The organism is Pontibacter ummariensis, from assembly GCF_900188175.1.
Classification (GTDB): Bacteria; Bacteroidota; Bacteroidia; order Cytophagales; family Hymenobacteraceae; genus Pontibacter; species Pontibacter ummariensis.
The window spans coordinates 126,504-139,371 of record NZ_FZOQ01000007.1 but is presented as its reverse complement, the minus strand read 5'-3'; the positions used below and the strand labels follow the sequence as shown (position 1 = coordinate 139,371).

Sequence of the window (12,868 nt, the reverse complement as noted above, 5' to 3'; positions counted from 1 at the left end):
CATGCTTAAAGTTACTGAAATGAAGAAAGCTTTTATCGTACTTGTACTGCTGATAGCAGGCCTTATGGCAGGTTCTGCACAGGCACAGGAAGTGTATGGCAACGAGTGGATAGACTATTCCAAGACTTACTATAAGATCAAAGTCGTTAACACGGGCCTGCATCGCCTTAGCTATGGCTTTTTAGATAGTTTGGGCCTAAGAGGGGTTAATCCGAAACACCTGCAGCTATTTAGGAGAGGCAAAGAAGTGTCTATCTATGTGGCCGGGGAGAACGATGGCAAGCTGGACCCGCAGGACTATGTGGAGTTTTATGGCGAACGTAATGACGGAGCTTTAGACCGGGAACTATACAAGAACCCGGCGCACCAGGTGCACCAATTTTATAGCCTCTACACCGACACAGCTGCTTATTTCCTGACCTTAGCACCTACAGGCGGGAAGCGCATGCGGGAAGTAAACCCTTCCATTGCAGGACGAACGCCCGAGCCGTACCATTTGCAGAAAGCGGTATATGTTAATACAGACCGGTTTAATTATGGCAAGGCTTACGACAGTTTTGCCAGGATGCCATGGCTAGATGAAGGGGAAGGCTATTTTTCTCACTATTCTGTAAATCCTCGGACATACGCAATTTCAGGTATAACGAATGTAGAAACAACAGGCCCAGCTCCAAGGGTAAGATATGCAACAGTAGGAGTTGGGAATGAAAATCACAAAATTGATATAAATGTTCAAGTACCTAGTGGAGGCTTTAGAAAGCTAGGGACGTATCAATATGGGATAAACGGACACGCATATGATACACAGCCTGTCTTATTTAGTGATATAAGTCCACAAGGAAATCTAACATTACAAGTCTACCCTGCCGCTACACAGAAGCAACAGAACTCTGTGAGTTTTGCATACGGGATATTAACCTATCCGCAAAAGACAGTTTTTGCAGGTACTTCAATGAGTTTTTATACTGATTCAACCAGAGGTAGTAATCCTTACTTTGAGTTTAGCAGTGCCCCGCCTTCTGCAGTTGCCTTTGATGTAACAGATTCCTTTAACGTTGTAAGAATTGCTGGACAAGTAACAGGATCTAAAAAAGGCTTTGTGATAGAAAGTCAGGATAATAAGACACACAAATTGTTGTTAGCAGACACTGCCAAACCTTTAAAGCCTGCTCAGCAGCGTCAAGCTAGTCTTAGATTCCGAAAGATTAACCCGAATGATCATAACTACATTCTATTGACAAACAAAAGGTTAATGAAGCCTGCTGGAGGAACTAATGCACCAGTACCTGTTGAGTATGCGAAGTACAGGGCTTCGGTAGCAGGGGGAGGCTACGATACCCTTTTGTTTACGATGGAGCAAGTCGTGAACCAATTCCATTACGGAGAGTTCTCGTCTAATGCCATTCGCCGTATGTTGCGGTTTATGGCCACGGCGAGTCACCCGACACAGCTCTTTATTATTGGTAAGGGCGTGGAGTACGCTTCACAGGACTACTATTTTACTTTCTATCCCGGTAAGTTTAGCTACTATCAAGTAGGAGCGCGACACCCAAAGGTACATGAGCTTGATCTGGTGCCGACTGGTATTTTCCCGGCATCAGACCTGTTCTTCTCTACTGATTACCGGAATAGCTCTTATGTGCCTGCCATTCCTGTAGGAAGAGTTACCGCAACAACATCAGAAGAGGTCTTATATTATCTTAATAAAGTAAAAGAGTATGAGGCTGCAAAAGAGGGCGAAGCTTGGCGTAAGAACATTTTACAGTTAAGTGGAGGAACATCAGCATCTCTTATTCGTCTGTTTGCTACTTGGATGAAAGAATATGCCAGCATAGTTAGGGGACCATTGCTGGGTGCAAACGTCATTGAAAAGTATAGGCAGAATATTAGTGAATATGTGGAAACTTTAAACGTGACAGAGGAAGTAAACAGGGGGGTGTCCCTCATAACTTTTTTTGGACATGGATCACCAACGACTACTGACCTTAATATTGGTTTTGCGTCTGTTTCAGTAAACGGTTATAATAATAAAGGGAAGTACCCCATCATGTTGATGAATGGGTGCGGAGGCGCGAATGCTTTTCTGCCAAACAATGTCTCTTTTGGTGATGATTGGCTTTTAACGCCAAATAAAGGGGCTGTCGCGTGGATTGCGCACTCAGACACAGGTGCCGATTATCCGTTAAACTTGTATAGCAATAACTTCTATAAAGTAGCTTTTCAGGATCCTGAATTTTATGGTAAAACCTTGGGAGAGGTGCAAAAGGAGACGATCAGGCGTGTTATGCGGGTTAATGATCCCGGATGGGATACCAACTGGAACATAGCGATGGTGTTGGAAACAGTATTGCAAGGGGACCCCGCGCTTAAACTATACAGCCCGGGCAAGCCTGATTACTTGTTTAAGGGGAACGGGGCAGTGCAGGGCATCGGAGGAGAACAGATGACAGCGGCTATTGATACTTTTACCGTCACAGTTGATGTAGAGAATCTAGGGAAAGCCATTACGGATCCTCTTTATGTTTCTGTCAAGAGAACGTTGGCAGACAACACAGTGCTTTTAACTGATTCTGTGCTCATCGAGCCTGTTATTCAAGGTAGGCAAGTTAAGCTTGGGCTCTCAAACGAAGGAGTGGCCGCTGCGGGTATGAATACCTTCGAGGTCATGTTGGACAGCCCCAACGCCGTAGAAGAGCTACGGGAGGACAACAACGTCCTGTCTTTTCAGCACTACTTTCCTGTCAGTGGTCTAGCTGTGGTTAGCCCCGCAAAGTATAGCATAGTCGGGACAAACAGGGTAAAGCTTGCTGTGCAGGCGACCACGAAAACTGACAAACAAGGCTTTTACTTTGAGTTAGATACCGCCGCGACATTTAATAGCCCTTTGCGGCAGATGCAAACCATGACTGCGGCGGCTTTACCAACATGGGAAGTTACTTTGCCGGGTGCCAACAGTGATAGTACCGTATATTATTGGCGGGCTCGTTTTAGCCATTATGAAGCAGAGGAAGACACTTTATGGGCTAGCAGCTCTTTCCGCCATATCGCCGGGGCGAAGGGAGGTTGGTCGCAGAGCCACTATGCCCAGCTACAGGATGTAACCCTGGAGGGCCTGGAGAACCTAAAGGCGGACAAGCGAACATGGGAGTTTAATCCGACCCGCATGTTCATCGACATTAAAACCGTGGGGGGAGACAAACGGTTTACAATTCCCCCCTATGGACTGTTTATCGACGGGCTGCAGGAAGTGCATGTGTATTGTGGCAACCCCGCCGGTTCTTCCACCTCGCGCATCTTCTTTGTTGTGGTTGACAACAGAAGCCTGGAGAAGGTGACCAGCTTATCAGGACCAACGTTTTGTTCTGCTATCCCCTATGTGTATGACACAGGCGATCTGAATAATCCTTCTAATGTTGCAAAAATCAAAAGCTTTTTAGATGCTGTTCCGGCAGGCTTTTATGTAGCGGCTGTAAGTATCAATAAAGTCCCGTTCAGCAATTTCTCTTCAGATGTAAAAGCAGCTTTCAGGAGTATAGGCTCGAACCTGATCGATAAGCTGGTAACGGGTGCTCCTTTTGCTATCGTTGGGCAAAAAGGAACTCAGCCAGGGGCGGCACATGAAGCAACAGCTTCTTCTGATGATCCTACGCCTGTTACTTCGCAGGAGGTGGTGTTAACCAAGACCTTGCTTTCAAACAACGTGGCAGGCACCATTACTTCCGTTGAGATTGGGCCAGCCTTACGCTGGGAGACCTTGCACCACAATGTGGAGCGCTACAAAGCGGGTAATGACAAGTACACGTTAAGCCTGATTGGCATAGACCCATCCGGGAGGCAGCAAGTGCTGGAGCCTAAAGTAGCCTCAAAGGTGATGGACCTGACGGGTATTGATGCAAAACAATATCCTAACCTAAAGCTGTCGCTCTTCGTGTCCGACTCTACTGACCGAACGGCACCGCAGTTAAAAGAGTGGTTTGTGTTATATGAAGAAGTGCCGGAGGGGGTCATACGGCCTGACTTAGTGAAGGCAGACAGCGAGGTGCTATCAGAGTTGGCAAATCGTGGCAGCATGAAGGTGCCCATGGCCTTTCAGAATGTCTCTGGAACGGCTTTCCGCGACTCCTTAGCAGTAGAAGTGACGGTATCCGGAGACAACCTGGAGCCCACAACATCCCGTTTCAAAATAAAACCGGTAGGGGCAAACGAGACAGTTTATTTTGATTACACTGTGCCTACCCTGGCATTGGAGGGAAGCTATAAGCTTAGCTTGTACGTGAACCCTCGCCTACAGCCAGAGCAGCAGTATACGAACAACATTTATGAGGTCAACTTCAGCGTCAAGGCCAAGCTGCACCCAATCATGGAGGTGACCTTCGACGGGCGGCACCTGCTAGACGGGGACCTTGTTTCGCCAAGCCCTCTGATTAGCGTGACCGTAAAGGACGAAAACCGGCATGTGTTCTTACAGGACCCTGCCACGATGTCCATTGTGCTGATAACGCCTGAAAACGAGGAAAAGGAGATATCCCTGATGAACAATCCGCAGGAGGTCTCTTACACGGCTGCTACAGAGAAGAATGACTTTAAACTAGATTACAAGCCGCAGCAGCTGTCCAACGGTACCTATGTTATGGAGGTACGAGCAAAGGACGCCGTTGGCAAGGCCTCTGGTGTTTCCCCGTACCGCATCAGTTTTGAGGTAGATAATGAGTCTAAAGTGAGTAATTTTTATCCTTTTCCCAATCCCTTCTCCACCAAGACCAACTTTATCTTCACCCTCACAGGGAGTGTAATTCCGGAGCACATGAAGATTCAGATACTGACAGTAACAGGTAAAGTGGTGAAGGAGATCATGAAAGAAGAGCTAGGACCGATACGCATTGGGAACAACAAGACAGCGTATGCCTGGGATGGCACGGACATGTACGGTGACAAGCTAGCAAATGGCGTATACCTCTATAGAGTTATCATGCGTAAGGGCGAGGAGGAGATGAAGCATAAGCTGACCTTTGGCGATTATGCTTTCAAGAATGGATACGGGAAAATCTACATACTCCGGTAAACCAACTTAGATAAACAAAAGGGGCTGCCTGTTGTGGCAGCCTCTTCTGTTTTACACTAGCTTACTTCCGCTTTAATGTCAGGAAAGTATAGCTGTATTTGTTCTTATCGTCTGGCTCGTGGTGTTCTTGCTCCACTACTTTCCAGTCTTGGTCTTTTAAATCCGGAAAAAAGACATCCCCTTCAAAAATACCATGCACCCGCGTGAGATACACGGTGTCTGCTAAATGCAAAGACTGTTTATAGATATTTGCTCCGCCAATGATGCAAATATCCTCGTCAAGCGCTTTGCCTTTCTGTATGGCTTCTTCAACAGAATGCACCACAATGCATCCCGTGGCTTTGTAGTCCTCCTGGCTGGTGATAATAATAGACGTGCGGCCTGGTAAGGGCTTGCCAATAGACTCGTAGGTCTTGCGCCCCATCAGGATAGGGTGCCCCATGGTGAGACGCTTAAAATGCTTCAGATCAGCAGGCAGATACCAGATAAGGTCATTATTCTTACCGATAGCATTGTTTTCTGCTGCGGCGACAACGATGGAAACCATAAGGCTAAGTGTTAAAGTTGTATCCCCTGAGCAGATCCGCTACAGGCATGCGCTTCTTACCCTCCATTTGCAGGTCATGCACTGCTATGGCACCAGAGGCTGTTTGGATATGTAGAAAAGTCTTATTGTCTGTCTGTACCTGCCCAGGTTCTAATTCATAAGCGGTGTTTGGCAGTGCCTCTACTTTGAAAAGCTTAAAAGCCTTTCCGTTCAGCTTTGTCCAGGCGGCAGGGTAGGGGCTGAGACCTCGGATAAAGTTCCTGACCTGTTGCGCCGGTTGGTTCCAGTTTATTTCACAGGTGTCTTTAAAGATCTTGGGGGCGTGTTTTGTCTCGGCTGAAACAACTTGTGGCCGTGGCTGTACCTCATCCCGTTCAATGGCCTGCACCGTACGCAGGGCAAGCTTAGCTCCTTCATACTTCAGCTTCTCATACAAACTTCCGAAGTCATCCTCCTCCAGTATCGGCACGCGTTCCTGGAAAATTAGATCGCCGGTATCGATCTCGTGTTTCAGAAAGAAAGAAGTTACCCCTGTTTCTTTTTCCCCATTAATGATGGCCCAGTTAATGGGCGCCGCGCCTCGGTACTGCGGTAGCAGGGAGGCGTGGATATTAAAGGAACCTAACTCCGGCATAGCCCAAACCACTTCCGGCAGCATCCGGAAAGCCACCACGATCTGCAGGTTAGCTTTATAGCTGCGCAATTCTTCGAGAAAGGCTTCTGACTTTAAGTTGGTCGGCTGTAGCACCGGGATGCCTTGCGACACGGCGTATTCCTTTACAGGGGACTGCTGTATTTTCTGGCCGCGCCCTGCTGGCTTATCAGGGGCAGTGATTACGGCTACTATAGTATACTTATGCTCAACAAGTGTCTGGAGGGTAGGCACCGCAAAGTCGGGCGTTCCCATAAACACGATGCGTAGGTCTTTGGTCATGATCTATTCAGCGTCAGGGTAAAGCAAGTACTGCTTACGGAGTTTTTTGTAGTTCGAAAGGGCCGGCTCCCAACTGGCTCTGATCTCATCCTCTGTTTTGCCTGCTATGATCTGCTCACGGAGTTTGGAGGTGCCTGCCAGCTTCTCGAAGAAGTTGTTGAAAAACTTATCTTTTTGCGTGGAGTTCTGATACATGTCCAGCAGGAAAGCCAGGGTGAAAGGCTGTTTGTCGGCCGGGGCTGTCAGATCAAAGCCATAGCAGGTCTGTCCTTTATGAGGCGGGTTCGTAGCCCCTGGGGTACTCTCAGGGGTAAAGGCAAAACCTTTGTTTTTGTAATAAGGGCTCCCGATTACCTGGAAAGGCGTTGGCGTGCCACGTCCTACGCTCACGTTCGTGCCCTCAAACAGGCAAAGCGAGGGGTACAGTGTAATCGCCTGCATGTTAGGCAGGTTAGGAGATGGCTTTACAGGTAAAGCATAGGCCGTTTGATGGGTGTAATTTGCCACTGGCACAACGGTTAGCTTTGCCTGGCGTTTTCCCTCCAGCCACTTCTCTCCATTTATCATGTTAGCCAGTTCACCTACAGTTAATCCGTGTACGATAGGAATGGGGTGCATGCCCACAAAAGACTGTTGTGCCGGTTCCAGTACGGGGCCATCCACATAATGTCCGTTGGGGTTAGGGCGATCCAGGACAATGACTTCTTTCCCGTTTTCAGCAGCTGCTTCCATAACGTAATGCATTGTGCTGATGTAGGTGTAAAAGCGTGTGCCCACATCCTGGATATCAAACACCAGAACGTCCAAATCTTTGATCTGCTCGGGCAGTGGCTTTTTGTTCTTCCCGTAAAGGGAGATGATCGGGAGGCCGGTTTTAGTATCTTTTGCGTCTTTTACGTATGCTCCTGCATCGGCTTCGCCCCGGAAACCATGCTCTGGGGCAAAAATGGTGGATACTTTCACGCCCCGGCTCAATAAGGTATCCACCAGGTGCGTTTGCCCCACAACGGATGTCTGGTTTACCACCAGGCCTACGAGCTTGTCTTTAAGTAAAGGCAGGTACTGACTCATGCGCGCAGCCCCTGTTGTTAAAGGCTTTGCCTTTTGGGGCTGCACAGGATGCGTTACGGTAGTTGCCGTTGTAGCTTCCGGTTGCAGGGTGGGGGCCTGCTTTGGGGCGCACTGGCCTAAGGCCAGCAGGAGTGAAGTATAGAGTATTAGCATGGGCGGTGTCATGGTCATAAGGTAGAAATCAAATTTCATACCTATCTTTAACGCTATTAAGAAGCAAGGCGAGTGAACATCTCCAAATACATATCCGATAAAATATCTGAAGTACAGTCCGGCTCGTTTACCTCGTCGGTTACAAAAATAGCAATTATCAGCATAGCTGCAGGCATTGCGATCATGATCGTTTCTTTTGCCATCCTGGAAGGGTTTCGTAATGAAATACGGGAGAAGATCTTTAGCTTTGGGGCGCACCTGCAGGTCAGCAAGTACGATACGAACAACTCTTATGAGGGGGCACCCATTAGCGTGAATATTGGCGTCACCGATTCTATTGCCGGTATCAAGCAAATCCAGCCCTTTGCCCGCAAAACAGCTATTATCAAGACAGAAGAGGAGGTGCTCGGCGTGGTGCTAAAAGGCATCGGCCAGGACTACGACCTGACAGCGATGCAACAGAACCTGGAGGCAGGGGAGTTGATTGCATTTAACGATTCTGCTGCTTCCAAAGAAGTACTGATAAGCCAGACCATTGCGGACAAGTTAAAGCTGGAGGTAGGGGACGAGGCCATTTTCTACTTTATTCAAAATCCACCCAGGGCCAGAAAACTCGAAGTGAAAGGTATTTTTAATACGGGGCTGGAGGAGTTTGACGAGGTATTTGTGCTAGGCGATATCCAGCTGATTCAGGAGCTAAACAACTGGCCGGACACCCTGGTGGGCGGCATCGAGATCGTGCTGAAAGACTTTAACCAGATAGACCAGGCAGCAGACCAGGTGTTTGAGCAAATGAACTACGACCTGCAGCTGGAAAAAATCACGGACCGCCATGCACAGCTGTTTGACTGGCTCAAGCTGCTCCGAAAAAACGTTATTATCTTTTTGGTGCTCATCATTTTCGTGGCCTCCTTTAACATGGTTTCCACGGTATTTATCATGATCATCGAGCGGATAAACATGATTGGGGTATTGAAAGCGGTGGGAGCTACGGATGCGCAGATACGGCAGGTTTTTTACTTCCGGGGCCTAAAGCTTACCATCAAAGGCCTGATCTGGGGGAATATAATTGGTTTGGGCTTCTGTGCTCTTCAATACTACTTTGAGCTCATCCCGCTGGACCCGGAAAACTATTACATGGACCGGGTGCCCATTAGCTGGAACTTCGGAATCATCGTCCTGCTCAACGTCATTACATTACTCCTCACCATGCTGGCAATTCTGATACCAGCCGCCATGGTGGCTCGCATTAAACCTGTAAAGGCTATCAAGTTTGACTAAGGCTAAGACCTTTATTTATGGAACCCGCTAGCTTTCAGAAAAGAAAGCGCTACGCAGTGAGCAACGCTTCCGATAATTCAAAAAGCCCGGCGAATAGACGGGCTTTTTGAATTATAAGGCTGTAAAGAATTTGCTAAGCTTTGCCTGTAGGCTGTACGGAAATTACTTCTCGTTTCTGGACAGGAGCCGGCGCTTTGATGTCGTTCTCTTTGAAGGCGGTCTTTACACGTTCGTTCATTTCCCAGTTTAGTGGCCAAAACTCATCCTTTTTAGCCCACAGGCGCATGCTAATGGTCAGGGAGTATTCTGTGAAAGCTGTTACGGCAATAACCGGTGCCGGGTCGTTCAGGATGCGCGGGTCAGCGTCGATAAGGTCTTGCAACAGCCGCTTTACGGCAGCCAGGTCATTCTCAGGGCTAATGACAAGCTGCAACTCCATGCGGCGGGTAGGCTCCACAGAGTAGTTTACCACGACGCTTGAAGCCAGGGGGCCGTTCGGCATATAAATTACCTGGTTGTTACCCGTCTTGATAACGGTGTTGAAAATGTTGATCATGTGTACCGTGCCCATTTGTCCCTGCGCTTCGATAAAGTCACCGACACGGAAGGGCTTAATGGTGAGGATAAGCACACCACCGGCGAAGTTGGAGAGGCTACCCTGTAGCGCCAGACCTATGGCCAGGCCGGCAGAGCCAAGCACGGCAATAAAAGAAGTCATCTCCAGTCCCAGTTGTGCCACAATCAGTACGATGAGCAACACCCACAGCGCTACGTTAATGATACTGCCTAAAAATGGCCGCAGCGATTCATCCACTCCTTTCCGTAACATCAGGTTTTGTAACAACCTGTTCAGGCGATTGATCACCCAGGTTCCTATGATCAGAATAACGACAGCCACTAGTAGTCGCATGCCATACAGCACGACGAAGTTTACCACCATTTCACGGATGGAATCGATGTCCAGTACCATTTCAGATAAAATTGTAAGGTTAAAAACAAAAGGCGCTACCGGCTACAGCAGCGCCAAAAGGGGCAATTTTAAACAAAACCGGCAGTATTTGCAACGTTAAGGAAGGTAGCGGCTCTGCAGGATAAGGTTTGGGTTGGGGCAAACAAGCTGGTACTTAGCTTTTTCAGCAGTGGTGGCAACACCAGGGTAATCTCCAAACTTTCCTTCCATGGTAGCCATGACCTGAAAGTGTAAATGAGGCGGCCAGTCACCGTTCTCCGGGTAAGGTCCTACCTCGGCAATCTTTTCGCCTTTTGCAAAATGCTTCCCTGCCGCCAGCCCCTCCAGGGAGGTGCGGTTCAGGTGCCCGTATAGGGTATAAAAGGTAGTTTCCTCCAGCGTGTGCTGCAGAATGATGGTAGGGCCGTAATCGCCAAAGTTGTTGTTGTCCTGAAAGCTATGCACCACAGCATCCAGCGGAGTAAACACAGCTGTACCAGCGGCAATCCAAACATCTACCCCCAAGTGTAGGTTTCGGCTTTCTACTTCCGCATCAAAGTGCTTGCTCCGGCTGTAAATAAACCTGTCCTCCAGGTAACCACCCACGCCAACGGTGGCATGTTGTTCCTGTAGCATTTGCTGCACAGCCTGGTGAAAGGCTTCTGTGTTTTGCAGGTCTGTTTGTTGCAGTAAGAGGTTGCGGGCTGTAAAGTCCAGCAGGCAGACATGGGGGGCATTCAGGTCTGCGTCTAATACAGGAGCAAAGGCATGGGTGTGCCTGCTCAGAATTTCTCTAAGTGCGGTAGGGTTCTCCATAAGCTTGTAGAGGCGAGGAAAGCTCGCCTCTACAAGTATAAACAGAAATCAGCTTACGGCAGCCTCTTCCTCTACAAATTTAGAAAGCGTACGCAGGCTTTTGGTTTTGCCAAACAGCTCTTCCGACTTCTTGCTGTAAGCTTGGGCGGCCTCCTGCAGGGTGTCAAAAGTGCCCAGGTTGATGCGCTGCTTGTTGAAGTGGATGATGGCACGGTACTTTTGCGCCTCTTTGTGCACACCGCGTACCCCGAGCTTATTCTCGGTTTTGGAGGTGTTGCGAACAATCTTGCAAAGAGGGGCCCATTCCAGGTTTTCGCGGCGGCAGTCCAGCTTATTGCCGTTCTTGAAGTGTACGTACAGCTTCAGGTTACTATCCGGCTTCTCGAGCAACTGCTCCCCGATCATTTTGTGCAGGTAAATCGTCTCGTTTCGGTATTTGCCGTCTTTGAGAGGCCAGTTCTTCTGAAAGAAGGCGTAGCCGTTGGAGTGTATGCGTAGGTGCTTCAGGAACTCGATCTGTTGCAGATACACATTGTTTTGGATGTACTCGTAGGTTTTGTCGTCTACAACTACAGTTTTTTCACAGTTTTTGAGCGTGAGTTTGTACAGCATGTTGTTTTCATTATATGTGAGGTACCATACGGAGGCATAGGCGGTTAAGCACGGGTTTTAACCGCACACGCGTGCGCGATGTAAAGTTGCAGTTTTTTTTATATCTGCTACAACTAATATTTCATTTAAATTATTATACACATCCGGAATTTAATGCCACTTTTTATACGGTCGTTTCTCCAAACAGAACGGATTCTTGTAACTTTCAGCTGAGAAACCTGTTTTAATACGAAAATATTTAGCGAAACTAATCTATAATGAGTAGCCCTTACCTCAGCCTAAAAGTTGTAGACATTACGAGAGAAACCCCGGATGCTGTTACCATTCAGCTAGAACATCCTCAGAAACAAAAGATAAACTACAAGCCTGGCCAGTTTTTAACGCTGATCCTGCCACTAGAGGGGCAGGAGGTCCGCCGTTCTTACTCCATTAGCAGCACGCCTCTCGAAGGGGCACTTGCCGTTACCGTGAAGCGTGTAGAAGGCGGGTTGATGTCGAATTACCTAGTGGACGACCTGAAGGTAGGGCAGGAGGTGAAGGTAATGCAGCCCATGGGTAACTTCTGTCTTACCTGTGAGCCCTCGTTTAGCCGGCACGTGTTTCTGTTTGGGGCTGGTAGCGGTATAACTCCCCTCATGTCCATCTTAAAGACCGTGCTGCAGGAGGAGCCCAACAGCCAGGTAACCCTGCTATATGGCAACCGCAACGAGGAGTCCGTAATCTTTAAAGAGCAGTTGCAGGAACTGGAGGCCGGGCACCAGGGGCGTTTCCACGTGGAGTACGTGTACAGCCAGCCGAAGCATGACTGTGAGCACCGGGGCCGCATGAACCAGACCATGATCCTGAAAATGCTGGAGCGCCTTGGCGTTACAAAGAACCAGGGCATGGGCAGCAAGTTCCTAAAGGCCTTAGGGTTGGTAAAACAACAGGAGGCGGTGTATTATATGTGCGGACCAGAAGGTATGATGGAGGAGGTGCGCCACGCACTGGAGATACTTCATGTACCGGCCAGCCGTATTTTCAAGGAAAGCTTTGTGAACAGCAAGCCACAGGGAGAAAAGAAGCAGCAAGCGCACAGCAGTGAGACGGCGGCCGGAGCCGGAGGGGAGGTAAGAGGGCAGACCGTGACCATTATTTACGAAGGAGCAGAATACGCTGTGGAAGTGGGGCCCGACAAAACTATCCTGGAGGCTGCCCTGGAGCAGAATATCGACCTGCCTTACTCCTGCCAGGCAGGCCTGTGCACCGCCTGCCGCGGTGTGTGCCTTAGCGGTAAGGTAGAACTGGAGGAAAATGATGGCCTGTCCGAGTCCGAATTAGAGGAGGGTTACGTGTTGAACTGTGTAGCGCACCCCTTAACAAGTGATGTCGTGATTGAGATCAGATAGGGATTTTTAACGTATACGGATAGCAGCGCCATACTTGAAAAATTTATGGCGCTGC

9 protein-coding genes are annotated in these 12,868 nt (G+C 48.6%); 3 read left to right on the top strand and 6 right to left on the bottom strand.

Annotated features, from left to right (window positions below):
- Positions 1-19 precede the first annotated feature (19 nt).
- The gene (porU2, locus tag CHB92_RS09760) at positions 20-5,062 is read left to right on the top strand and encodes a putative type IX secretion system sortase PorU2 (RefSeq protein ID WP_089319080.1); all 5,043 of its coding nucleotides are present in this window, start codon (positions 20-22) and stop codon (positions 5,060-5,062) included.
- 61 nt (positions 5,063-5,123) lie between these two features.
- On the opposite strand, the gene CHB92_RS09755 is transcribed toward porU2, so the two are convergent.
- From CHB92_RS09755 to CHB92_RS09745, 3 genes are read right to left on the bottom strand one after another with little or no spacing between them, the layout of a single operon-like run.
- Positions 5,124-5,609 (bottom strand): dihydrofolate reductase, encoded by a 486-nt coding sequence (locus tag CHB92_RS09755; RefSeq protein ID WP_089319008.1) that lies wholly within the window; start codon positions 5,607-5,609, stop codon positions 5,124-5,126.
- Positions 5,610-5,613: 4 nt separating this feature from the next.
- A complete protein-coding gene (gene fmt / locus CHB92_RS09750) occupies positions 5,614-6,543 on the bottom strand; it encodes a methionyl-tRNA formyltransferase (protein ID WP_089319007.1) in 930 nt (309 codons plus the stop codon).
- Positions 6,544-6,546: 3 nt separating this feature from the next.
- A complete protein-coding gene (locus CHB92_RS09745; protein ID WP_245842429.1) occupies positions 6,547-7,806 on the bottom strand; it encodes an exo-beta-N-acetylmuramidase NamZ family protein in 1,260 nt (419 codons plus the stop codon).
- Between the two features lie 33 nt (positions 7,807-7,839).
- Here CHB92_RS09745 and CHB92_RS09740 point away from each other — a divergent pair, with 33 nt between their 5' ends.
- Positions 7,840-9,048: an ABC transporter permease gene (locus CHB92_RS09740; RefSeq protein ID WP_089319006.1), complete on the top strand. Its 1,209-nt coding sequence runs from the start codon at positions 7,840-7,842 to the stop codon at positions 9,046-9,048.
- A 133-nt stretch (positions 9,049-9,181) separates the two neighbouring features.
- Here the strand turns inward: CHB92_RS09740 and CHB92_RS09735 are convergent, their stop codons facing one another.
- From CHB92_RS09735 to CHB92_RS09725, 3 genes are all read right to left on the bottom strand, one after another.
- Positions 9,182-10,018: a mechanosensitive ion channel family protein gene (locus tag CHB92_RS09735; RefSeq protein WP_089319005.1), complete on the bottom strand. Its 837-nt coding sequence runs from the start codon at positions 10,016-10,018 to the stop codon at positions 9,182-9,184.
- A 96-nt stretch (positions 10,019-10,114) separates the two neighbouring features.
- Positions 10,115-10,813, bottom strand: a complete 699-nt coding sequence (locus CHB92_RS09730) for a peptidoglycan DD-metalloendopeptidase family protein (RefSeq protein WP_089319004.1) — start codon at positions 10,811-10,813, stop codon at positions 10,115-10,117.
- A gap of 48 nt (positions 10,814-10,861) precedes the next feature.
- Positions 10,862-11,425: an HNH endonuclease gene (locus CHB92_RS09725; RefSeq protein ID WP_089319003.1), complete on the bottom strand. Its 564-nt coding sequence runs from the start codon at positions 11,423-11,425 to the stop codon at positions 10,862-10,864.
- Between the two features lie 257 nt (positions 11,426-11,682).
- Here CHB92_RS09725 and CHB92_RS09720 point away from each other — a divergent pair, with 257 nt between their 5' ends.
- On the top strand, positions 11,683-12,813 hold the full coding sequence (locus tag CHB92_RS09720; protein ID WP_089319002.1) for a ferredoxin--NADP reductase: 1,131 nt from the start codon (positions 11,683-11,685) through the stop codon (positions 12,811-12,813).
- Positions 12,814-12,868: the final 55 nt, after the last annotated feature.

Coding starts and splice junctions, on each gene's coding strand:
- CHB92_RS09755 (WP_089319008.1), bottom strand. CDS start 5,609: ATGGTTTCCATCGTTGTCGCCGCAGCAGAAAACAATGCTATCGGTAAG.
- CHB92_RS09730 (WP_089319004.1), bottom strand. CDS start 10,813: ATGGAGAACCCTACCGCACTTAGAGAAATTCTGAGCAGGCACACCCAT.
- CHB92_RS09725 (WP_089319003.1), bottom strand. CDS start 11,425: ATGCTGTACAAACTCACGCTCAAAAACTGTGAAAAAACTGTAGTTGTA.
- CHB92_RS09735 (WP_089319005.1), bottom strand. CDS start 10,018: ATGGTACTGGACATCGATTCCATCCGTGAAATGGTGGTAAACTTCGTC.
- fmt (WP_089319007.1), bottom strand. CDS start 6,543: ATGACCAAAGACCTACGCATCGTGTTTATGGGAACGCCCGACTTTGCG.
- porU2 (WP_089319080.1), top strand. CDS start 20: ATGAAGAAAGCTTTTATCGTACTTGTACTGCTGATAGCAGGCCTTATG.
- CHB92_RS09720 (WP_089319002.1), top strand. CDS start 11,683: ATGAGTAGCCCTTACCTCAGCCTAAAAGTTGTAGACATTACGAGAGAA.
- CHB92_RS09745 (WP_245842429.1), bottom strand. CDS start 7,806: ATGAAATTTGATTTCTACCTTATGACCATGACACCGCCCATGCTAATA.